Raw genomic sequence first — 21408 nt, forward strand, 5'->3', positions numbered from 1 at the left:
TCTGCCTTGTCCCGATGCCTGCCAATTTGCCCGCTGACTCGACTACCACTACCACCGCCGCCTCGCCCGCTGGCGACAAGGCCGTCTCGTCCGGGGCCCCGACCATCCGCCGCCGTATCGCCTGCATGCTGTACGAGGGCGTGCTGCTGTTCGGCGTGCTGGCCGCCTCGACGGCCCTCTACCTGCTGGCGCGTCCGCTGCTGCAGGCGCTGCGGCTGGACAACACCTACACGATGCAGATCTGGACCTTCCTGGTGATGGGCTGCTATTTCACCTGGTTCTGGCAGCGCAGCGGCCAGACGCTGCCGATGCAGACCTGGCGCATCCGGGTGGAGACCGCGCGGGGCGTGCCGCCGCGCTGGCCGCAGGCCGCGCTGCGCTTCGTGCTGGCCTGGCTGTGGCTGCCCCCTTCGGCCGCCGTGGGCCATGCGCTGGGGCTGGTCAAGGGCCCCTTCGTCGGCGTGCTCGCGGCAGGTCTGGCGCTCTGGCTGCTGCTTGCCTTCGCCGATCCTCGCCGGCAATTCGTGCATGACCGCCTGGCGCGTACCAGGCTGGTGGATCTGCGTTCGCGCCAGCCATGATTCCGTCGGCCGCCGGGCTGCGCCAGACCGCCGTGGCGGTCCAGGTCGCGGGCGCGCTCGGTTGCGCCGGCCTGCTGATCAACCTGGCCGACTGGCCGTGGTATGCGGCGTTCGCCGGTGGGGTCCTGATCGTGCTGGCGCTGTTCGCGGTGACCGTGGCGCTCGCCTTTGCGGTCACGCTCAGCGGCCTCGGTACGGGCGGCGCACTGGCGCTGCCTCCGGCAGCGGTGGCGCTGCGCCGGGAGACCGCGCCGCTCGGGCCGAGGCGCGCCCTTTCCTGCTACGCGCACGAATGCGTGGCCGTGTTCCGCATGTTCAACTGGCTGCAACCGTTCCGCTCCCGCGTGCCCGTCGCCGCGGAGCCCACCAATGCTCCGGGCGTACAGCGCCCGCCGCTGCTGCTGGTGCACGGCTACGGCTGCAACCACGCGATCTGGCTGGACATGCTGCCGGCGCTCGCCGCGGCGGGGTACCGCTGCGAAGCCATCGACCTCGAACCGGTGCTGGGCGATATCGATGACTACGGGCGCGCGTTGCTCGCGCGCATCGATACCATCCACCAGCGCGAAGGGCGCGCCCCGCTGCTGCTGTGCCACAGCATGGGAGGCCTGGCGGCGCGCGCCGCGCTGGCCCGCGCCCGCGAGCGCGGCGTGCCGGCTCCCTGCGCCGGCATCGTGACGCTGGGCACGCCGCACCGCGGCTGCGCGCTGGCGCGCTATGGCAGCGGGATCAATGCCACGCAGATGCGCTGCGGCAGCGGCTGGCTGAGCGCGCTGGCCACGGCGGAGACAGCGCCGGAGCGGGCCCGCATGGTCTCGGTGTTCAGCTGGCACGATTCGATCGCGGGCCCGCCGGGCACGGCATGGCTCGAAGGCGCGCGGCATGTTGCGCTCTCCGGCGTCGGGCACGTGTCGCTGCTGCGCGATGCGGGGGCGACACGCGCGGCGCTGGAGGCGTTGGCGGGCTTGGAGGTCTCCGGTCCGGGGTGAGTGCACGGCGGTGGCGTGGTGGACGTTCACCCTCCCTCGCCCTCTACCGCTGGTGGGAGAGGGGAGAACACCTCCGCTGTTCCAGACATCGCAACGTTATTTGCTCCCTCTCCGGCGGGAGAGCGGCCCGGGGGGAAGGTCACCGCCACCATGACGCGGACATCAGGCAGCCCCCCGCATTCACATGTCAGTCATGTTTCGGTCATCGCCCCGTCACGCGATGCAGGCTCAATGAGCCATCGTCGTCAACGGGGCCGCCATGGTTCAAGCACTTCGTACCGCCAGGGGACTGGCATGGGTTGCGCAACGCTTGCGCGGCGGTCCGCTCGGCGCGGCGCCGGGCGTATCGGGGGCATCGCCCGGATGCGCCGCCTCGGCGGCCTCGATGTCCGTGCTGCTGTCGGCCCTGCCGGCGGGCTTCATGCCTCCCTCCGAAGTCCGCACGCCGCCACGCAGCAGCCCGCCTTCGACACCGGCAAACCCGCCCGCCCTGACCTGCCCGCCCGACCCCACCCCCGAACCGCATCCCCTGCATACCTATCGCGCCATCTGGCTGTCCGACGTCCATCTCGGCACGCCAGGCTGCCAGGCGGACTACCTGCTCGATTTCCTCAAGCACAACGATTCCGAGAAGCTCTACCTGGTCGGCGACATCATCGACGGCTGGCAGCTGCGGCGCGGCTGGTACTGGCCGCAAAGCCACAACGACGTGGTGCAGAAGCTGCTGCGCAAGGCGCGCAAGGGCACCGAGGTCATCTACGTGCCGGGCAACCACGACGAAGTGGCGCGCCAGTTCGACGGCCTGGCGTTCGGCGACATCGCGGTGCGCGAGGAAGCCATCCACGTGACCGCCACCGGCCGCCGCATGTGGGTCGTCCATGGCGACCTGTTCGACGGCGTGGTGCAGCACGCGCGCTGGCTGGCCTACCTGGGAGACTCGCTGTACACGCTGATCCTCGCGCTGAACCGGCATTTCAACAGCATCCGGGCGCGGCTTGGCTTCCCCTACTGGTCGCTGTCGCAGTACCTGAAGCACCAGGTCAAGAACGCGGTCAACTACATCAGTTCCTTCGAGCACGCGATGGTCGAGGAAGCGCGCCGGCGCGGCTGCGACGGCGTGATCTGCGGCCATATCCACAAGGCCGAGATCCGCGAAGTGGACGGGCAGCTCTACTGCAACGATGGCGACTGGGTAGAAAGCCTGTCCGCGCTGGTGGAGACCATGGAAGGCGAACTGAAGATCGTCTACTGGACGCAGGTGCTCGACCGCTCGTCCCTGACCACGCGCAAGACCCGCAGGACCGCCGCCACCGTTTGACGCCAATCCGCGGACCGGGCGCCGTCCCGGTCCGCGCGCCAACATCCACGCGGCCATGCCGCAAGGGGGACAAGCATGAGAATCCTGATCGTGACCGATGCCTGGGAGCCGCAGGTCAATGGCGTGGTGCGCACGCTCAAATCCACGCGCCGAGAACTGCAGGCCATGGGCCATACCGTGGACCTGATCACCCCGCTCGAATTCCGCACCGTCCCCTGCCCCACCTATCCGGAGATCCGGCTGTCGCTGATGCCGGGCCCGCGCGTGCGGGCCCGCATCCGCGAGTTCCGTCCCGACGCGCTGCACATCGCCACCGAGGGCCCGCTGGGCCTGGCGGCACGACGCTACGCGGTGCGGCACAAGCTGCCGTTCACCACCGCCTACCACACGCGCTTTCCCGAGTACGTGCAGGCGCGCTTCGGCATTCCGCTGGCCTGGACCTATCGCTTCCTGCGCTGGTTCCATGGCCCGGCGCGCGCCGTGATGGCGCCCACGCCCGTGGTGCTGCGCGACCTGCACCAGTACGGCATCTCGCACGGCGTGCTGTGGACGCGGGGCGTGGACCTGGACGTGTTCGTGCCGCAGCAGGCCAACGTCCTGAACACGGCGCATCCGATCTTCCTGTACGTCGGACGCGTCGCCGTGGAGAAGAACGTGGAGGCGTTCCTGGCGCTGGACCTGCCCGGCTCGAAGTGGGTGGTGGGGGACGGTCCCGCACTGGCGTCGTTGCGTGCGCGCTATACCAACGCCAACTATCTGGGCGTGCTTAGCCAGCCGGAGCTTGCCAAGGTGTATGCTTCCGCCGACGTTTTCGTGTTCCCGAGCAAGACCGATACCTTCGGCCTGGTTCTGCTGGAAGCGCTGGCGAGCGGGCTGCCCGTCGCCGCGTATCCCGTCACCGGCCCCATCGACGTGCTCGGCGACGGCCCGGCCGGCGTGATGCACGAAGACCTGCGCGAGGCCTGCCTGGAAGCGCTGCGCATCGACCGCGCCACGGCGCGGGCCCATGCGGAGCGGTTCTCGTGGCGCGCGGCCTCGGAGCAATTCCTGAATCATCTGCGGCCGCTGGCCGGCAGCCAGCCCGGGGGCCAATCCGGCGCCCCGGCCGCCAGCGGATCGTCAGCACGCTCACAACAACATGCCGAAAGCCCCTCCTCGCTCCGAAGTGCCCATGCCGACCCCGCCGTCCGACCCGGCGAACGCTGACTACACGGTCGAGCAGAACCCGCACAAGGGCAACCGGGGCCTGGTCCGCGCCTGGCGGGCCGCGATCAACTCGATGTCGGGCCTGCGCTTCGCGGTGCTGGAGGAAAGCGCGTTCCGCCAGGAACTGACGCTGGTGGTGCTGCTGACCCCGCTGGCGTTCGTGCTGCCGGCCACCGTGGTCGAGCGCATCCTGCTGCTCGGCACGCTGCTGCTGGTCTTGATCGTCGAGCTGCTGAACTCCAGCGTGGAGGCGGCCATCGATCGCATCTCGCTGGAGCGCCACAGCCTCTCCAAGCGCGCCAAGGATTTCGGCAGCGCGGCCGTGATGCTGGCGCTGATCCTTTGCGGCGGCACCTGGATCGCCATCGCCGCGCCCTACGTCCTGGCCTGGATACGCCAGTGAGCCGCGCCGCGGCGCGCTGACGCGGCGCGCGGCCCGGGCCGGGTCCCGGGGCACGATTGCTTATAATCGCAATCCGCTGCCCCGAATCACCGCCTTGCCCGGTCGCTCATGGAATCCAAACCGCAAACCGGTCCCCGCCGTACCCGGGATCGCATCCTCGACGTATCGCTGCGCCTCTTCAACGAGGTAGGCGAGCCCAACGTCACCACCACGACCATCGCGGAGGCCATGGAGATCAGCCCCGGCAATCTCTACTACCACTACCGCAACAAGGACGACATCATCACGTCCATCTTCGTGCGCTTCGAGCAGGAGATGGAACGCCGGCTGAAACTGCCGGACGACCACAAGGCAACGCTGGGCGAGAGCTGGGGCTATCTGCAGTACATGTCGGAGTTCCTGTGGAACTACCGCTTCCTCTATCGCGACATCAACGACCTGCTGGCCCGCAACCGCATGCTGGAGACCAACTTCAAGCGCATCGTGGGCCAGAAGAAGCGCTTCGCGATGGAGATCTGCCGCCAGTTCCTCGACGACGGCGAGATGGAGGCGACGCCGGAGCAGGTCGACGCCATCTGCACCAATATCGTGGTGATCGCCACTTACTGGCTGTCCTTCCAGTTCGTGCAGCACCCGCGCCAGTACAACGATCCCGAGCTGATCCGCGGCTACCTGCACAGCGCCAGCTACCATATCTTTTCGATACTCGCGCCGTATCTGCGCGGCAACGCGCGCGTGGCCTTCGACGAGCTGGCGCGCGACTTCGCCGCCGAACGCGCAGCGTCCCAGATCCAGACCGAACAAGGCAAGCCGTGAAATCCGTTTGCATCTACTGCGGTTCCAGTACCGGCAACCGTCCCGAATACGCCGAAGCGGCCCGCGCGATGGGCCGCGCGCTCGCGGACAGCGGGCTCGCACTGGTCTATGGCGGCGGCAAGGTGGGCCTGATGGGCATGGTCGCGGACGCGGTGCTCGCGCATGGCGGCACGGCCATCGGCGTGATCCCGGACGCGCTGATGCAAAAGGAAGTGGGCCACATGGGCCTGACCGAGCTGCACGTGGTGCGCAACATGCACGAGCGCAAGCAGATGATGGCCGATCGCTCGGACGCGTTCATCGCCATGCCGGGCGGCGTGGGCACCTACGAGGAACTGTTCGAGACGTTCACCTGGCTGCAGCTGGGCTACCACGCCAAGCCCGTGGGTCTGCTCAATGTGGCAGGGTTCTACGACGGGATGCTGGGATTCCTGAACCACGCGGTCGGCGAGGGCTTCCTGAAGACGGAGCACGCCGACCTGCTGCATGTGGCCGACACGCCCGCGGGCATCCTCGCGAAGCTGGCCAGCGCGCCGCGCGTGCGCGTGGACAAGTGGGAGCAGGCCCGCGACAAGACCTGAGCCGCCGGCGCCCCCGGCGCCGGACGGCCACCCCGCTCAGAACGACGAGCCGGGTTCGCGCAGGAAGACTTCCTCTTCGGGCGTGCTGACGCGGCCCAGCACCCGGTTGCGGTGCGGAAAGCGTCCGAAGCGGTCGATCACGACTTGATGCTTCACGGCCCATTCCACCACGTCGACACGGCCAGCCGTGTCGTCCCGCAGGGCCGTCATCAGCCTGACCGCGCTGCGCTGCGCCTCGGCCGATTCCGCATGCTCGAACGGCATGTAGCAGAACATGCGGTGCCATGGCGTGGGCTGGCGCAGATCGTCGCCCGACTCCACCATCCGCGTCGCCAGCGCCAGCGCCTGCGCGTCGGTGGCGAAGCTGCGCGGATCGCCGCGGAACATGTTGCGGGGAAACTGGTCGAGCAGCACGATGCGCGCGCACCGGGCTTGCGGCGATGCGGCCGTCTCGTCCCAGCCGTCGGTGCCCGCGTGCGCCGCTTCCCACGCCCCGAGAAAGCGTTCGCGCACGACCGCATCGAACGCCTCGGACTTGGTGAACCACACGGACCGCACCGCGTCCCATTCCGCCGAGCCCGGTTCGCCGAACCAGAAGCCCAGCACCTGCGCGGCCGTCCCGGCGAAGTCGTCAGCGCGCGACATTGCGCATCCAGTCCGCGGTTTCGAACAGCGCCTTCATCAGCCGCATCTGCAGATCCTCGGACAGGCCGACATCCTGCATCGCCAGCGCCATGCAGCGCATCCACTGGTCGCGCTCGCTGATGCCGATCTCGAACGGCAGGTGCCGCGCGCGCAGCCGGGGGTGGCCAAAGCGCTCGATGAAGTGGTTGGGGCCGCCCAGCCAGCCGCACAGGAACCAGAACAGCTTGTCGCGCGAGCCATCGAGCGAGGCCGGATGCAGCGCGCGCAGCCCGGCGAATTCGGCTTCCAGGTCCATCAGGTCGTAGAAGCGGTCGACCAGCTCGCGCACGCGCGCCTCGCCGCCGATCAGATCGAAGGCGGTGACGGCCGGGGCATCCTGCTGTTGGGGTTGTTGTTGCGCTTGCTGTTGCGCTTGTTGTTGCGATTCGTTGGACATGCAGATTCAGTCAGATTGGCGCGCGGCGGCGGGGCCGGATGCCGTCAGGCTTCGCGCAGGGTCGCCAGCGCGGGCTGGCGCAGCACCTCGCGCAGGCCCAGCCAGCCGCCCGCGAAAGCGCAAAGCATGCCAGAAACCACGCCCACCGGCAGGATCCACGGGTTGAACACGTAGGGAAAATCGAAGGCAAATTCCGCCAGACCCCAGCCAACCGCCAGCGCGCCGATGCTGGCCAGCAGTCCGGCCAGGCCGCCCACCACCAGGAATTCCGCGTACTGCGTCTGCCTGACCATCGCGGCCGACGCCCCCAGCGCCTTGAGCAGGCCCGCGTCGCGCTTGCGCTCGTCGCGCGCGCCGGACAGCGCCGCGTACAGCACGGTCACGCCGGCCGCCAGCGTGAAGACGAACAGGAACTGCACCGCGGCGATGACCTGGTCCAGCACGCCCTGCACCTGGCGCAGGATCAGATCGGTATTGACCACCGTGATATTGGGAAAGCGCGCGATCAACTCGTTGCCCAGCGCCGCGCGCTCCGGCGGCAGGTGGAACGCGGTGATATAGGTCTCGGGCATGCCCTGCATCGACGCCGGCGGCAGGATCACGAAGAAGTTGACCCGCATCGAACTCCAGTCGAGCTTGCGCAGCGAGGTGACCGGCGCCTCGACCGACTGCCCCGCCACATCGAAGCGCAGCGTGTCGCCCAGCTTCACGCCCAGCGTCTTGGCGATGCCCTCCTCCATCGACGCCTCGGGCCGGGTACCGTCCAGCCATTGGCCGGCCACCACGCGGTTGCCCTCCGGCAGCACGTCCGTATAGGACAGATTGAATTCGCGCTCGACCAGCCTGCGCGCGCGGTCGTCCTCGTAGCGATCGCCGGCCACCGGCTGGCCGTCGATATGCGTCAGGCGTCCGCGCACCATCGGGTAGAGCAGACCCTGGATGCCGGCCCCCTTCAGCATCTCCTGCAGCGGCGCGCGCTGGTCCGGCTGGATATTGATGATGAAGCGGTTTGGCGCGTCGGCCGGGGTGGCGTTGCGCCAGGAATCGATCAGGTCGTTGCGCGTCATGCCCAGCAGCAGCAGCGCCATCAGGCCCACGGCCAGCGCCACGGTCTGCAGCACGGTGATGCCGCGCCGGCGCTCCAGCACCGCCAGCGCGAAGCGCCAGCCCACCGCGCTGCCGCCGGCGGCACGCCCGCGCATCGCGCGCGAGAGCAGCGTCAGCAGGCCCAGCGCCAGCAGCGCGAACACGACGCCCGCGCCGGCGAAACCGCCGGCGGTCAGCAGGCCGAGCTTGAGGTCGCGGGCCGCCACCAGCAGCAGCGCGACGAAGGCGCCCAGCCCGAGCGCGTAGGCGATCCACACGGATACCGGCGGCATGCCCACGTCGCGGCGCAGCACCCGCAACGGCGCCACGCGTGTCAGGGCCAGCAGTGGCGGCAGCGCGAACCCGACCAGCAGCACCAGCCCGGCCAGCAGGCCCACCACCAGCGGCAGCGGCGAGGGCTGCGGCAGCGACACCTTGAGCAGATCGCCGAGCGACGCCAGCAGTCCATAGTGGCCGAGATAGCCGATCAGCACGCCCAGCGCGGCACCCAGCGCGCCGACCAGCAGGAATTCCAGCCCGAAGGCGAGCAGGATGTCGCGCCGGGACAGTCCCATGCACTTGTAGACGGCGCACGCGTCGGTATGGCGCTGCATATAGCGGCGCGCCGACATGGCGATGGCCACGGCGGCGATCATCGACGACAGCACCGCCACCAGCGACAGGAAGCGCTCGGCGCGGTCCAGCGTGGCGCGCATCTGCGGCTGGCCGGAGTCCAGCGACTCGATGCGCGTGTTGCGCAGCTTGCGCGCGTCGATCTCTTCCTTCGCCCACTTCTGGAAGGCCGCCGCGCTGGCATCCGGCCCCGCCACGAGCAGGCGGTAGGTGACCCGGCTGCCCCAGCCGATCAGTCCCGTGGCCTCCAGGTCCGACAGCGGCATCATCACGCGCGGGGCGAAGTTCATGAAGCCGGTGCCGCGGTCGAGCTCCTGCGTGATCACGCGATCGATGCGGAACGTGCGGCTGCCCAGTTGCACGCTGTCGCCGACCGCGACGCCCAGCGCGCCGAGCAGGGCCTCGTCGACCCACACCGTGCCGGCGGCCGGGATGCCCTTGGCCGGCTCGCCCGCGGCCCCGGGCGCCGCGGCCGTCCTGAGCTCGCCCCGCAGCGGATACCCCTGCCCCACCGCCTTGAGCGCCGCAAGCTGCGACGGCGCCTCGTCGGCGGACGCCCCGGGCTTGCGGGCGGTCGCCATGCTGGGAAAGGCCACGGTCTGCGTGGTGACAAGACCCATCTGCGCGGCGCGGGCGGCGAAGGCAGCGTCGAACGGCTGGTCGGCGACCAGCAGCACGTCCGAGGCGATCATCTGGCGCGCGTCGCGCTCCAGGCCCAGGCGCATGCGGTCGGCGAGAAAGCCCACGCTGGTCAGCGCCGCCACCGCCAGCACCAGCGCGAACAGCAGCAGGGTCAGCTCGCCCGCGCGCCAGTCCCGCTGCGCCATCCGCCATGCCTGGCGCCACGCGGAGAAGCCGGCGTGCCGCGCAGGCGGCGCGAGCGTGGGCGCAAGGGTCGGCACAGCGGATTCGGTCGGCATCGGTTCGATTCTGGAAAGGATTGGATTGACGTTGTCAGTACTGGCGAGGCGGTCTGCCACGCCGGCCCGGCGGCTCCGTCACCACCGCGCCGCTCGGCCGCCCGGTCAATGCCCCGTGCAGCCGGCGCACCGCGCGCCACAGCTTGGGCAGCAGCCAGACGGCCAGCAGCAGGCAGATCGCCAGCACGACGAGGAACAGCACCGGCAGGAAGAAGGCCAGCAGCAGGCTGCCGGTGGCCGTCACGTCCTCGGTGAATGAGGCCGCCCAGTTCGAAAAGGGTTCCGGCGACACGTTGATCAGCGCGCGGGCTCCGGACTTGGCGGCGTGGGCGGTGCCGGCCAGCGTGCCGCCGACCAGGCCCGCGGCGACCATCCACTGCGGGTCCAGTTCGCCGAAGGCGGCGGCCGCCAGGATGGCCCCGGCCGGGATGCGCACGAAGGTATGGATGCCGTCCCAGACCGAATCGAAGCCCGGCACCTTGTCCGCGACGAATTCCGCCACGGCCATCGCCGCCGCGATGCCGATGACCCACACCGATTGCAGCGGCTCCAGCCCCGCGGGCAGATCCAGCCAGCCCGCGCGGGCGAGCACGCCGGCGGCGAACACGGCCAGGTAAAGACGGAAGCCGCTGGCCCAGGACATGCCTGCGGCCAGCGCGGCGGTTTCCAGCATTGCGGTGTCGGCGGATGCCGTCGGGAGTCGGGGCCGGGCCGCGGACGCGGCGGCCTATGGGCGCAGTGTAATACGGAGCGCAATGGGCGACCGCCCCTCACGGTTTCCCACCTCCTCCGCCTGCGGTGGAAAGGAGCGAAGCGTCAGGCGCCTTCCTTGCCGTCCGCCCCATACCAGGGCAGCGCCTCCTCCGGCGCCATCAGGCCGCGGGCCTCCACCATCGCGTAGCCGGGCAAGGCATGGATGCGTGCGGCGAAGGCCGGGTCGGCCAGCAGCGCCAGCATGGCATGGACCCATGGCGCCAGCTGATCGGTCTTGCGCAGCGCCAGGTAATAGATCTCGCGCGTGAGCGGCACGAAGCCCAGGCCGTGCGCCTCGGCGTTCATCCGCAGGCCGAAGCCGACCTGCGCACGCCCGGCATGCACGGCTTCGGCGACCTTCTCGTTGCTGAACTCGGGATCCTCGTAACCGACGATCTGGTCCGGATACAGGCCCTGCGTGGCCAGCAGCTGGTCGAACAGCAGGCGCGTGCCCGAACTGCGCTGGCGGTTGACGAAGCGGGCACGGGTGCGCGCCACGTCCCGCAGCTCGCGGATCTCGCGCGCCATGTCGGGCGCGACCAGCAGTCCCTGCTCGCGCGAGGCAACCCGGATCAGGCGCACGCCGGCCGGGCGCAGCCATTTGCGCAGCGTCAGGTGGGCGACCGAACCGGCCGTCTGGATCGGCGACAGGTAGAAGCCGGCGAGCTCCGACTGGCGCTCATGCAGGCAGATCAGCCCTTCGACGCTGCCGCAGAACACCGTATCCAGGTGCAGACCGGACGGGCTTTGACGCAGAGCCTCGGCCAGCACCTCCATGGCGGGATCGTGGCTGCCCGAGAAATGCAGCCGGGTTTGCGGCCGCGCGGCATCGTCCAGCTCCGCCATGAATTCGGCCATGGCCTTCTGCATGGTCGGCGCGACCGCCTCGCGCAACCGCGCCTCGGCGCGCAGCAGGCGCTCGCCATAGCGCGTCAGCGAAGCGCCCCGCCCGCGCTCCATTTCCAGCACCGGCCGGCCGAGCATGGCTTCCCAGGCCCGCATGACGCCCCACGCATGGCGGTACGACAGGCCGATATCGGCCGCGGCCCGGTGCAGCGAGCCGCATTCCCGCACGGCCTTGAGCAGCTGGAACACCTTGCCGTTGGCGCGCGGATTGTCCTCCGCGGAGATCACCGGAAACAGGTCAAAGCCGAACGACATATGTTCTTCCCTTCTTATTTACTTCGCGCGGGTGGCTCACCGACAATGCCTCCCGGTTCACCATCAGTTACGGCCAGCCGCATTCTCCACGACACGGGCACGCGATGGCAATTATGTTTCCGAGAACATAACTTCAAGAGGAAAGTCCATGCTCCCATCCATCCCCATGCGCCGCCTCGCCGGCGTCCTGCGCGCCGCGGGCCTTGCCTGCCTGCTGGCGGTATCCGCAGCCCATGCCGGCGAGCTGAAGCTGGCCACCACCACGAGCACCGAGAATTCGGGACTGCTCAAGGTCCTGCTGCCCCAGTTCGAGCGCAAGACCGGCGTCACGGTCAAGGTGATCGCGGTCGGCTCCGGCAAGGCGATGAAGATGGGCGAGATGGGCGACGTGGACGTGCTGCTCGTGCATGCCCGCAAGATGGAGGACGTCTTCGTGGCCGCCGGCTACGGCATCGACCGGCGCGACGTCATGTACAACGATTTCGTGGTGGTCGGCCCGGCCAACGATCCGGCGGGCCTCAAGGGCGGCAAGGACGTGATCGCCGGTTTCAGGAAGATCGCGGGCAGCGGCGCCAAGTTCATCTCGCGCGGCGACAACTCCGGCACCGACGTGATGGAAAAGGACTACTGGAAACAGGCGGGCATCGAACCCAAGGGCCAGCCGTGGTACGTCAATGCCGGCCTGGGCATGGGCGAAGTGCTGACCATGGCGGCGCAGATGCCGGGCTACACCTTGTCCGACCGCGCCACCTACGGCGCCTACCGGGCCAAGACGGGCCTGGCCATCGCGCTGCAGGGCGACCCGAAGATGTTCAACCCGTATGGCGTGATCGCGGTGAACCCGGCCAGGCACCAGGGCATCAACTACACCGACGCCAGGAAGCTGATCCAATGGCTGACCTCCGCCGAGGGCCAGGCCGCGATCAGCGCCTTCAAGGTCGACGGCGAACAGTTGTTCTTCCCCAACTACAAGACCGGCTCCTGATGCGGTCGCGCCGCGTCGGCCCGGGGTTCAGGCCGACGGCTGCGGCTCGGCCAGCATGTCGAGCCGCGGCAGCACCGGCAGGTCGGCCGCCACCTCGGCGATCATCCGCCGCAGCCACATGACATCGGGCGCCGCATGGCAGCGCTCGTGCCATAGCTGGTAGAAGCGCATGCGTGGAAACTCCACCGGCGCGGGCACCATCCGGATCGGCAGGTACTGCGCATAGTGCGCGGCGAACTGCCGGCCCGTGGTGAAGACCATATCGGTCTTCATCAGCACATACGGCACCAGTCCGAAGTACGGCAGCGTGACCTGGATATTGCGCTTGTAACCCTGCTCGGCCAGCGCCTGGTCGATCATGCTGCGCTGCATGGAGGCATACGGCGCGGGCGCCAGATGCGGCATCTCCAGATAGTGCTTCAGCGTCAGCCCGTTGCGCGCCAGCGGGTGCTGCGCGCCCAGCATGCACACCACCTCGTCTTCGAACAGCGGGGAGATATGCAGGTGCTCCGGCGGCGACAGCCAGTTGCCGACGACGATATCGAGCTTGCCCTGCTCCAGCGACTCCAGGAAGTCGTTGCCGCTGGTCATCGGGTGCACGAACAGCTTGGCCCCGGGGGCCAACCGCCGCACGCGCTCGACGATATTGGGCAGGAAGAACGCATCCAGATAATCCGGCGCGCCCAGATGGAAGACCCGCGTGGTGGTGGCCGGCTCGAAATGCTGCGGCGGGCGCGCGATGCGGTCCATCGCGTCGAGGCTCTGCTCGGCCAGCGCCAGCAGCTCGCGCCCGCGCTCGGTCGGCACCATGCCGTTCTTGCCGCGCACCAGAATGGCGTCGCCCGTGATCTCGCGCAGGCGCTTGAGCGTATTGCTGATCGCGGGCTGCGACTGCCCCAGCCGAACGGCGGTGCGGGTGACGCTCTGCTCGGTCAGCAGGGTATGCAGTACCCGCAGCAGATAGGTATCGAGATGGTCGCGTCCATGCATGGGGAAATACGCGCGGCTTGATATGGGCAAGACCGCATGACGTGAAGGCCGGGAACGGCGCATAGTGTATGCCAGCGCATCGGGCGCCGGCCATATGGGAATTTCCCCGTTGGCCGCCGCCGCGGCCCGGCCGCCGGACCACGCCGCGGCTTGATGGGGCATATCACCTGGGCCGAATATTGCTTCCTCGGCGGCGGTGCTATGTTTGTCCCCATCACCCAAAAGAGAGAGACCATGGAGACGCAACCCATCCGCTTTTTCCATCGCGGCCAGGTCCGCGAAGTATCCGGCGCCCCCATCACGCGCACCGTCCTGCAGTACCTGCGCGAGGACGCGCGCTGCACCGGCACCAAGGAAGGCTGCGCCGAGGGCGACTGCGGCGCCTGCACCGTGGTCCTCGGCGAACTGGGCGACGATGGCGAGGTTGCGTTCAAGGCGGTCAACGCCTGCATCCAGTTTCTTCCCACGCTCGACGGCAAGGCGCTGATCACCGTGGAGGACCTGCGGCAGGCCGATGGCGCGCTGCACCCGGTGCAGGAAGCCATGGTCGAATGCCACGGCTCGCAATGCGGCTTCTGCACCCCCGGCTTCGTGATGTCGCTCTGGGCCCTGTACCAGCGCCACGTGCCAGCGGGCGACAAGCCCTCGCGCCAGACCATCTGCGATGCGCTGACCGGCAACCTGTGCCGCTGCACCGGCTATCGGCCGATCATCGAAGCCGGCCAGCGCATGATGAGCCTGCCGGCGCCCAAGACCGACCGGCTCGATCCGCGCGCCATCGCCGATACGCTGCGCGCGCTGCGCCGCGACGAAACCTTCCACTACAGCGCGGACGGCCAGCACTTTCACGCGCCCCGGACGGCGACCGACTTCGCCGCCATCAAGGCCGCCGAGCCCGGCATCCGCATCCTGGCGGGCAGCACCGACGTTGGCCTGTGGGTCACCAAGCAGTTCCGCGAGCTCGGCAACCTGCTCTATGTGGGCCAGGTGGACGAGTTGCGCGGCATCGCGCAGCGGGACGGCGCGATCGAGATCGGCGCCGCGGTATCGCTCGAGCGCGCCTACGCGGCGCTCAACGAGGCGCATCCCGAGCTCGAGGAAATGTGGAAGCGCTTCGCCTCGCTGCCGATCCGCAATGCCGGCACCCTCGGCGGCAACATCGCCAATGGCTCGCCGATCGGCGACTCGATGCCGGCACTGATCGCGCTCGGCGCCGAAGTGGTGCTGCGCCACGGCGACAACAAACGCACGCTGCCGCTCGAAGACCTGTATCTGGCCTACCAGAAGACCGCGATGGCGCCGGGCGAATTCGTCGCCGCGCTGCGCGTGCCGCTGAAGGCCGCGCAGGGCGGGCGCCAGCACTTCCGTACCTACAAGCTGTCCAAACGTTTCGACGAGGACATCTCGGCGGTCTGCGCCGCGTTCTCCGTCGGGGTCGAGGACGGCACGGTGCGCGAGGCGCGCATCGCCTTCGGCGGCATGGCCGCCACCCCCAAGCGGGCGTCCCACGCGGAAGCGGCGCTGCTTGGCAAGCCGTGGGACGAAACGACGGCCACGGCCGCGATGCGCGCGCTCGCCGACGACTACCAGCCCCTGACCGATATGCGGGCCACCGCGGCCTACCGCATGCGCGGCGCGGCCAACCTGCTGTACCGCTTCTGGCTGGAGACCCGCGACGGCGCGCTGCCCGCCGCCGCGGTCAATGTGCGCGCCGCGGGCGCCGGCGAGCCGGCCGCCACGGCCGCCACCGCCACCGTGGCCTAACGAGGAGCGCCCGGCATGAACAAGCAAACCGACACCTTCCTGCTCGACAGCGGCGCCGCCGCGCGCATCGTGGCCGATATCGGCGCCGATATCGCCACCGATACCCCGCCGCAGGTCGGCATCTCGCGCCCGCACGAATCGGCGCATCTGCACGTGGCCGGCACCGCCACCTACACCGACGACATTCCGGAGCTCGCCGGCACGCTGCACGCGGCGCTCGGCACCAGCGCGCGGCCGCACGCCCGCATCCGCGCCATCGGCCTGGACAAGGTCCGCGCCGCGCCCGGCGTGGTGGCGGTACTGACGGCGGACGACATCCCGGCCGTCAACGACTGCGGCCCCATCCTGCACGACGATCCCATCCTGGCGCGCGAGACCGTGCAGTTCGTCGGCCAGCCGCTGTTCCTGGTGGTGGCCAGCTCGCACGATGCCGCCCGCCGCGCCGCGCGCCTGGCCGAGGTCGACTACGAGGACCTGCCGCCGGTGCTGACGCCCGAAGCGGCGCACGCCGCCGGCAGCTATGTCCTGCCGCCGATGCACCTGTCGCGCGGCGAGCCGCACCGGCATCTGGAGACGGCCGCGCATCGCGACAGCGGCCAGATCCGCCTGGGCGGGCAGGAGCAGTTCTATCTGGAAGGCCAGATCGCCTATGCCGCGCCGAAAGAAAACGACGGCATGCACGTCTGGTGCTCGACCCAGCATCCGTCCGAGATGCAGCACGTGGTGTCGCACATGCTGGGCTGGCAGGCGCACCAGGTGGTGGTGGAATGCCGCCGCATGGGCGGCGGCTTCGGCGGCAAGGAATCGCAGTCCGCGCTGTTCGCCTGCTGCGCGGCGCTGGCCGCGTGGAAGCTGATGTGCCCTGTCAAGCTGCGCCCGGACCGCGACGACGACATGATGATCACCGGCAAGCGCCATGACTTCGTGTTCGGCTACGACGTCGGCCACGACGACGAGGGCCGCGTGGAAGCGGTGGCGGTGGAGATGGTGTCCCGCGCCGGCTTCTCGGCCGACCTGTCCGGCCCCGTGATGACCCGCGCCATCTGCCATTTCGACAATGCCTACTGGCTGCCGAACGTGCAGATCGACGGCTATTGCGGCAAGACCAACACGCAGAGCAATACCGCGTTCCGCGGCTTCGGCGGCCCGCAGGGCGCCTTCGCGATGGAGTACATCCTGGACAACATCGCCCGCACGGTAGGCCGCGACGCGCTCGACGTGCGCCGTGCCAACCTGTACGGCAAGGGCGAGCGCAACGTCACGCCCTACGGCCAGACCGTCGAGGACAATGTCATCCACGAGCTGCTGGACGAACTCGAGGCGAGCAGTGCCTACCGCGCCCGCCGCGCCGCGACACGCGCGTTCAACGCGGCGAGCCCGGTGCTCAAGAAGGGCATCGCCATCACGCCGGTCAAGTTCGGCATCTCGTTCAATGTGGCGCACTTCAACCAGGCCGGCGCGCTGGTGCATGTGTACAACGACGGCTCGGTGCTCGTGAACCACGGCGGCACCGAAATGGGCCAGGGGCTGAACACAAAGGTAGCGATGGTGGTGGCGCACGAACTGGGCATCCGGCTCGAGCGGATCCGGGTGACGGCCACCGACACCAGCAAGGTGGCCAACACTTCGGCCACCGCCGCATCGACCGGCACCGACCTGAACGGCAAGGCGGCGCAGGACGCCGCGCGCCAGATCCGCGAACGGCTCGCGCAGTTCGCCGCGCGGCAGGCCGGCGTCGATGCCGCCACGGTGCGCTTCGGCGACGACCTCGTGGTGGCCGGCGAGCTGCGGCTGTCGTTCGCCGACCTCGCGCGCCAGGCATACATGGCGCGCGTGCAGCTGTGGTCCGACGGCTTCTACACCACGCCCAAGCTGTACTGGGACCAGAGCAAGCTGCAGGGCCGGCCGTTCTACTACTTCGCCTATGGCGCCGCGTGCTCCGAGGTGCTGGTCGACACGCTGACCGGCGAATGGCGCCTGCTGCAGGCCGACGTGCTGCACGATGCCGGCCGCTCGCTGAACCCCGCCATCGATATCGGGCAGGTGGAAGGCGCGTTCATCCAGGGCATGGGCTGGCTGACCACCGAGGAACTGTGGTGGAACGACAAGGGCCGGCTGATGACGCATGCGCCGTCGACGTACAAGATCCCGACGATCAACGACTGCCCGGAGGCGTTCCACGTGCGGCTGTTCGACAACCCCAACGTGGAGGACAGCATCCACCGCTCGAAGGCGGTGGGCGAGCCGCCGCTGCTGCTGCCGTTCTCGGTGTTCTTCGCGATCCGCGATGCGGTGGCGAGCCTCGGCGACTATCGCACCAACCCGCCGCTGCGGGCGCCGGCCACGTCGGAAGCGATTCTCGATGCGGTCGATGCGGTCCGCGCGGCGGTGGCCGCGGGGGCGACGGCGGTGCCGGCGGCCTGAAGGCGGGGCGGGTGGCGGACTGTCGCATTTGCGAGCCGCCCGCCATCCTGAAGACCCAAACTCTGCCCGACAAAGAAAACCCCATGCAAGACGCCCCGCTCCAACCCTTCCACTTCCGCGACGCCGCCCGCCTGGTGCGCGCCGGAGTGCCCGTCGTCATGGTCACCATCGTGGAGGTCGAGGGTTCCGCGCCACGCGAGCCGGGAGTGCGCATGCTGGTCACCGCCGACGCCTTGACCGGCACCATCGGCGGCGGCCACCTGGAGTGGCGCGGCATGGCGATCGCGCGCGAGATGCTGGCGGCCGGCACCGATGCGCGCGCGATCGTGCGCATCCCGCTCGGCCCCGCGCTGGGGCAATGCTGCGGCGGCGTGGTGCAGCTCGGCTTCGAACGGCTGGGCGGAAACGATCTGGGCTGGCTCGATGCCATCGAGGACGCCTTCGCCGCGCGCGAGGCGCTCACCCGTACCGTGCCGGCCAGCGGCCCCGTCCGCCATGCCCGGGCCTGCGCCGCGGTCGCCAGCGTCGCGCTCGGCGCCAACGGCGAATGGCAGGACACCGTCGTGCCCGACGCGATGCACGTGGTGCTGTTCGGCGCGGGCCATGTCGGCCACGCGCTGGTGCGGGTGCTTGGCACCCTGCCCTGCACCGTGCATTGGGTGGATGAACGCGACACGCTGTTTCCGCCGGGTCTGCCGGCCAATGTGACCGCCGAAGCCACCGACACGGCCGAGGCCGTGGTCGATGCCGCGCCGCCTGGCAGCTATTTCCTCGTCATGACGCACAGCCATGCGCTGGACCAGGCCCTGTGCGAGCGGATTTTCAGGCGGACGGACTTCGCCTACTTCGGACTGATCGGCTCGAAGACCAAGCGCGCGCGCTTCGAGCACCGGATGGCCGAGCACGGCATCGACCCCGCGCGCTTCCCCGAAATGGTCTGCCCGATGGGCGTCGCCGGCATCACCGACAAGGCTCCGGCTATGATTGCGGTAGCCATCGTCGCCCAGCTGCTGCAGGTCCGCGATCAGCGCCTTGCCGCGCTGACCGCCGCCCAGGACCCGCACGGCGCGGCGGCGCACCCCGCAATCCGGTGAACCGCCACCGGCAGACCAAGACGAGGATTCCCCATGACGCTCGACGCCGCGCTGGCTGAACGCATCCGCCGCTCCCCCAAGGCCGAACTGCACGTCCATATCGAAGGCACGCTCGAGCCCGAGCTGATCTTCCGGCTTGCGCAGCGCAACCAGGTCAAGCTGCCCTACGCCAGCGTCGACGCGCTGCGGCAGGCCTATGCGTTCACCGACCTGCAGTCCTTCCTCGATATCTACTATGCCGGCGCAAGCGTGCTGCAGACCGAGGAAGACTTCTTCGACATGACGATGGCCTACGTGCAGCGCGCGGTGGCCGACAACGTGCGCCACGCCGAGATCTTCTTCGACCCGCAGACGCATACCGCGCGCGGCGTCGATATCGAGATCGTCATCGACGGCATCGCCGATGCGCTGGCGCAGGCCCGCACCCAGTACGACTTTTCCAGCCGCATGATCCTCTGCTTCCTGCGCCACCTGTCGGAGGAAGATGCGTTCGCCACGCTGGAGGCCGCGCTGCCCTACCGCGACCGCTTCGTCGGCGTGGGACTGGATTCGTCCGAACGCGGCAATCCCCCCGAGAAATTCGCGCGCGTGTTCGCCCGCGCCCGCGAACTGGGCCTGCATCTGGTGGCGCACGCCGGCGAGGAAGGCCCCGCCCAGTACGTGGCCGACGCGCTGGACATCCTGCACGTCGAGCGCATCGACCACGGCGTGCGCGCCATCGATGACGAGGCGCTGGTCCAGCGCCTCGCACGCGAACGGATCGCGCTGACCGTATGCCCGCTGTCGAACCAGAAGCTCAAGGTCTATCCGGACCTGCGCGACCATTCCCTCAAGCGCCTGCTGGACGCCGGGGTTGCGGTCACGCTGCACTCGGACGATCCGGCCTATTTCGGCGGCTATATGAACGCCAACTGGGAGGCCGTGTTCGAAGCCCTGCCGCTCGATGCCGCCGATGCGCACCAGCTCGCCCGCAACAGCTTCGAGGCGTCCTTCCTTTCGCCGATGCACAAGGCCGAGTACCTGGCCGAAGTGGACCACTTCTGGCAAAGCGCCTTGCCAACCCAACCGGCCGCCGCCTGAGCGGCGCCCGCCTCCCGATCCATGCCCATGACGACCTCGCCTGCCACCCAGAACCTGACCCGCGCCATTCGCGGCCGCGTGCTGCATTTCCTGCGCGATCCGCAATTCCATGACGACGCGTACCAGTATTGGGAGGACGGCGTGCTGATCGTCACGGCCGGCCGCATCACCGCGGCCGGCGACTACGCGCAGCTTGCCGACCGCATTCCGGCGGGCGCGCAGGTGATCGACCATCGCGGCAAGCTGATCGTGCCCGGCTTTATCGATACGCACGTCCACTATCCGCAGACGGACATCATCGCTTCGCCTTCGCCGGGCCTGCTGCACTGGCTGGACACCTACACCTTTCCCGAGGAGCGGCGCTTCAGCGAACCGGCCTACGCCGCGGGCGTGGCGGGCTTCTTCGCCGACGAGCTGCTGCGCAACGGCACCACCAGCGCCATGGTCTGGAGCACCGTGCACGCGGCCTCCGCCGAGGCGCTGTTCGCCGAGAGCGAACGCCGCAATATGCGGATGATCACCGGCAAGGTGCTGATGGACCGCAACTGCCCCGAGTTCCTGCGCGACACCGCGGAAACCGGCGTGCAGGAGTCGGCGGACCTGCTCTCGCGCTGGCACGGGCGCGGACGGCTGGCCTACGCCATCACGCCGCGCTTCGCGCCTACCTCGACCGATGCGCAACTGGCCGCCTGCGGCGAACTCGCCAGCGCGCATCCCGACGCCTACATCCAGACGCACGTCGCCGAGAACCGCGACGAGGTCAAATGGGCGGCCGAGCTGTTTCCGACCGCGCGCAGCTACCTGGACGTGTACGATCGCCACGGCCTGCTGCGCCCCGGCGCGTTCTACGGCCATGCCATCTATCTGGACCAGGACGACCGCAAGCGGCTGGCAGACAGCGGCGCGGCCGTCGCGCACTGTCCCACGTCCAACCTGTTCCTGGGCAGCGGCTTCTACGACTTCCACGAGTCGGACGCCAACCGGCTGCACCTGACGCTGGCAACCGACGTGGGCGGCGGCACGTCCTTCTCGATGCTGCGGACCATGAACGCCGCGCACAAGGTGGCGCGCATGGGCGGCTACCACCTCAGCGCGCTGCGCATGTTCTTCCTCGCCACGCGGGGCGCCGCCGAGGCGCTGGGCTGGGCCGACCGCATCGGCAGCTTCGCCATCGGCAACGAGGCCGACTTCATCGTGCTGGACCCCGCGGCCACGCCGCTGCTGGCGCGCCGCAGCGAACGCGCGGCGACGCTGGAGGAGCAGCTGTTCGCCTTCGCCATGCTGGGCGACGACCGCGTGATCGACACCGTCTACGTGATGGGCGAAACGGCCGGCGCCGGCGCGGCGACGGCTGCCAAGATCGCCGTCCACTGAGCTGGCTCCCGGGGTTCCGCGCCCTTGGGGCGGGACCGCGCCCAAAGGCATCCCGCGCCTTCCGCTCGCCTCTTGACCGGCGTCAACACGCCTGTCGCAAAAGCCGCCTACTCTGTCGTGCCCGGCCCGCCCGCGCTTGCAGCGCGCGGCCGGACCTTGTTCGCCTGTT

At 69.3% G+C, this 21408-nt stretch carries 19 protein-coding genes; 13 read left to right on the forward strand and 6 right to left on the reverse strand.

Translation table 11 applies throughout. The annotated features are described in order from the left end of the window. Window positions 1–14 precede the first annotated feature (14 nt). From LDO27_RS11475 to LDO27_RS11505, 7 genes are all read left to right on the forward strand, one after another. Entirely contained in the window at window positions 15–581 is a 567-nt protein-coding gene (locus tag LDO27_RS11475; protein WP_222201499.1) for an RDD family protein, read from the forward strand. Beyond that, window positions 578–1570: an alpha/beta fold hydrolase gene (locus LDO27_RS11480; RefSeq protein ID WP_224041863.1), complete on the forward strand. Its 993-nt coding sequence runs from the start codon at window positions 578–580 to the stop codon at window positions 1568–1570. Before LDO27_RS11475 ends, LDO27_RS11480 begins: the two co-directional genes overlap by 4 nt. Window positions 1571–1829: 259 nt before the next feature. Next, window positions 1830–2888, forward strand: coding sequence for a UDP-2,3-diacylglucosamine diphosphatase (locus tag LDO27_RS11485; RefSeq protein WP_224041865.1), 1059 nt, complete (start codon window positions 1830–1832; stop codon window positions 2886–2888). A gap of 75 nt (window positions 2889–2963) precedes the next feature. Continuing rightward, window positions 2964–4094: a glycosyltransferase family 4 protein gene (locus tag LDO27_RS11490; RefSeq protein ID WP_224041866.1), complete on the forward strand. Its 1131-nt coding sequence runs from the start codon at window positions 2964–2966 to the stop codon at window positions 4092–4094. Further along, window positions 4027–4497: a diacylglycerol kinase gene (locus LDO27_RS11495; RefSeq protein WP_222201503.1), complete on the forward strand. Its 471-nt coding sequence runs from the start codon at window positions 4027–4029 to the stop codon at window positions 4495–4497. The genes LDO27_RS11490 and LDO27_RS11495 overlap by 68 nt, the downstream gene beginning before the upstream one ends. A gap of 108 nt (window positions 4498–4605) precedes the next feature. Further along, entirely contained in the window at window positions 4606–5313 is a 708-nt protein-coding gene (locus LDO27_RS11500; protein WP_222201504.1) for a TetR/AcrR family transcriptional regulator, read from the forward strand. Further along, window positions 5310–5894, forward strand: coding sequence for an LOG family protein (locus tag LDO27_RS11505; RefSeq protein ID WP_224041870.1), 585 nt, complete (start codon window positions 5310–5312; stop codon window positions 5892–5894). The genes LDO27_RS11500 and LDO27_RS11505 overlap by 4 nt, the downstream gene beginning before the upstream one ends. A gap of 36 nt (window positions 5895–5930) precedes the next feature. Here LDO27_RS11505 and LDO27_RS11510 read toward each other — a convergent pair whose 3' ends face one another. The 5 genes from LDO27_RS11510 to LDO27_RS11530 all read right to left on the reverse strand — a co-directional run bounded on the left by LDO27_RS11510 (window position 5931) and on the right by LDO27_RS11530 (window position 11528). Beyond that, complete coding sequence (locus LDO27_RS11510; protein WP_224041872.1) at window positions 5931–6539, reverse strand: DUF924 family protein; 609 nt, start codon at window positions 6537–6539, stop codon at window positions 5931–5933. Then, complete coding sequence (locus LDO27_RS11515; protein WP_224041874.1) at window positions 6526–6975, reverse strand: group II truncated hemoglobin; 450 nt, start codon at window positions 6973–6975, stop codon at window positions 6526–6528. The genes LDO27_RS11510 and LDO27_RS11515 overlap by 14 nt, the downstream gene beginning before the upstream one ends. A 44-nt stretch (window positions 6976–7019) precedes the next feature. Then, on the reverse strand, window positions 7020–9614 hold the full coding sequence (locus LDO27_RS11520; protein ID WP_377747142.1) for an ABC transporter permease: 2595 nt from the start codon (window positions 9612–9614) through the stop codon (window positions 7020–7022). A gap of 34 nt (window positions 9615–9648) precedes the next feature. Next, entirely contained in the window at window positions 9649–10287 is a 639-nt protein-coding gene (locus LDO27_RS11525; RefSeq protein ID WP_224041876.1) for a DUF4126 domain-containing protein, read from the reverse strand. Between the two features lie 143 nt (window positions 10288–10430). After that, entirely contained in the window at window positions 10431–11528 is a 1098-nt protein-coding gene (locus LDO27_RS11530; protein WP_224041878.1) for a substrate-binding domain-containing protein, read from the reverse strand. Window positions 11529–11676: 148 nt separating this feature from the next. Between LDO27_RS11530 and LDO27_RS11535 the strand changes: the two genes are divergently transcribed. Then, a complete protein-coding gene (locus LDO27_RS11535; protein ID WP_224041880.1) occupies window positions 11677–12513 on the forward strand; it encodes an extracellular solute-binding protein in 837 nt (278 codons plus the stop codon). 27 nt (window positions 12514–12540) lie between these two features. On the opposite strand, the gene LDO27_RS11540 is transcribed toward LDO27_RS11535, so the two are convergent. Next, on the reverse strand, window positions 12541–13503 hold the full coding sequence (locus LDO27_RS11540; protein ID WP_222201511.1) for a LysR substrate-binding domain-containing protein: 963 nt from the start codon (window positions 13501–13503) through the stop codon (window positions 12541–12543). Window positions 13504–13737: 234 nt separating this feature from the next. Here LDO27_RS11540 and xdhA point away from each other — a divergent pair, with 234 nt between their 5' ends. From xdhA to guaD, 5 genes are all read left to right on the forward strand, one after another. Then, the gene (gene xdhA / locus LDO27_RS11545) at window positions 13738–15267 is read left to right on the forward strand and encodes a xanthine dehydrogenase small subunit (protein ID WP_224041882.1); all 1530 of its coding nucleotides are present in this window, start codon (window positions 13738–13740) and stop codon (window positions 15265–15267) included. A 15-nt stretch (window positions 15268–15282) separates the two neighbouring features. Next, entirely contained in the window at window positions 15283–17691 is a 2409-nt protein-coding gene (xdhB, locus tag LDO27_RS11550) for a xanthine dehydrogenase molybdopterin binding subunit (protein ID WP_224041884.1), read from the forward strand. An 83-nt stretch (window positions 17692–17774) separates the two neighbouring features. Then, window positions 17775–18785, forward strand: coding sequence for a xanthine dehydrogenase accessory protein XdhC (gene xdhC / locus LDO27_RS11555; RefSeq protein ID WP_224041886.1), 1011 nt, complete (start codon window positions 17775–17777; stop codon window positions 18783–18785). 33 nt (window positions 18786–18818) lie between these two features. Beyond that, entirely contained in the window at window positions 18819–19865 is a 1047-nt protein-coding gene (locus LDO27_RS11560) for an adenosine deaminase (RefSeq protein WP_224041888.1), read from the forward strand. Between the two features lie 27 nt (window positions 19866–19892). Next, window positions 19893–21239, forward strand: coding sequence for a guanine deaminase (guaD, locus tag LDO27_RS11565; protein WP_224041890.1), 1347 nt, complete (start codon window positions 19893–19895; stop codon window positions 21237–21239). Window positions 21240–21408 lie beyond the last annotated feature (169 nt).

Origin of the sequence: Cupriavidus respiraculi, assembly GCF_914271545.1 — a bacterium.
Taxonomy (GTDB): Bacteria; Pseudomonadota; Gammaproteobacteria; order Burkholderiales; family Burkholderiaceae; genus Cupriavidus; species Cupriavidus respiraculi.

Coding starts and splice junctions, on each gene's coding strand:
- LDO27_RS11540 (WP_222201511.1), bottom strand. CDS start 13,503: ATGCATGGACGCGACCATCTCGATACCTATCTGCTGCGGGTACTGCAT.
- LDO27_RS11485 (WP_224041865.1), top strand. CDS start 1,830: ATGGTTCAAGCACTTCGTACCGCCAGGGGACTGGCATGGGTTGCGCAA.
- xdhA (WP_224041882.1), top strand. CDS start 13,738: ATGGAGACGCAACCCATCCGCTTTTTCCATCGCGGCCAGGTCCGCGAA.
- LDO27_RS11490 (WP_224041866.1), top strand. CDS start 2,964: ATGAGAATCCTGATCGTGACCGATGCCTGGGAGCCGCAGGTCAATGGC.
- LDO27_RS11495 (WP_222201503.1), top strand. CDS start 4,027: ATGCCGAAAGCCCCTCCTCGCTCCGAAGTGCCCATGCCGACCCCGCCG.
- xdhB (WP_224041884.1), top strand. CDS start 15,283: ATGAACAAGCAAACCGACACCTTCCTGCTCGACAGCGGCGCCGCCGCG.
- guaD (WP_224041890.1), top strand. CDS start 19,893: ATGACGACCTCGCCTGCCACCCAGAACCTGACCCGCGCCATTCGCGGC.
- LDO27_RS11510 (WP_224041872.1), bottom strand. CDS start 6,539: ATGTCGCGCGCTGACGACTTCGCCGGGACGGCCGCGCAGGTGCTGGGC.
- LDO27_RS11475 (WP_222201499.1), top strand. CDS start 15: ATGCCTGCCAATTTGCCCGCTGACTCGACTACCACTACCACCGCCGCC.
- LDO27_RS11535 (WP_224041880.1), top strand. CDS start 11,677: ATGCTCCCATCCATCCCCATGCGCCGCCTCGCCGGCGTCCTGCGCGCC.
- LDO27_RS11520 (WP_377747142.1), bottom strand. CDS start 9,614: ATGCCGACCGAATCCGCTGTGCCGACCCTTGCGCCCACGCTCGCGCCG.
- LDO27_RS11480 (WP_224041863.1), top strand. CDS start 578: ATGATTCCGTCGGCCGCCGGGCTGCGCCAGACCGCCGTGGCGGTCCAG.
- xdhC (WP_224041886.1), top strand. CDS start 17,775: ATGCAAGACGCCCCGCTCCAACCCTTCCACTTCCGCGACGCCGCCCGC.
- LDO27_RS11530 (WP_224041878.1), bottom strand. CDS start 11,528: ATGTCGTTCGGCTTTGACCTGTTTCCGGTGATCTCCGCGGAGGACAAT.
- LDO27_RS11500 (WP_222201504.1), top strand. CDS start 4,606: ATGGAATCCAAACCGCAAACCGGTCCCCGCCGTACCCGGGATCGCATC.
- LDO27_RS11525 (WP_224041876.1), bottom strand. CDS start 10,287: ATGCTGGAAACCGCCGCGCTGGCCGCAGGCATGTCCTGGGCCAGCGGC.
- LDO27_RS11515 (WP_224041874.1), bottom strand. CDS start 6,975: ATGTCCAACGAATCGCAACAACAAGCGCAACAGCAAGCGCAACAACAA.
- LDO27_RS11560 (WP_224041888.1), top strand. CDS start 18,819: ATGACGCTCGACGCCGCGCTGGCTGAACGCATCCGCCGCTCCCCCAAG.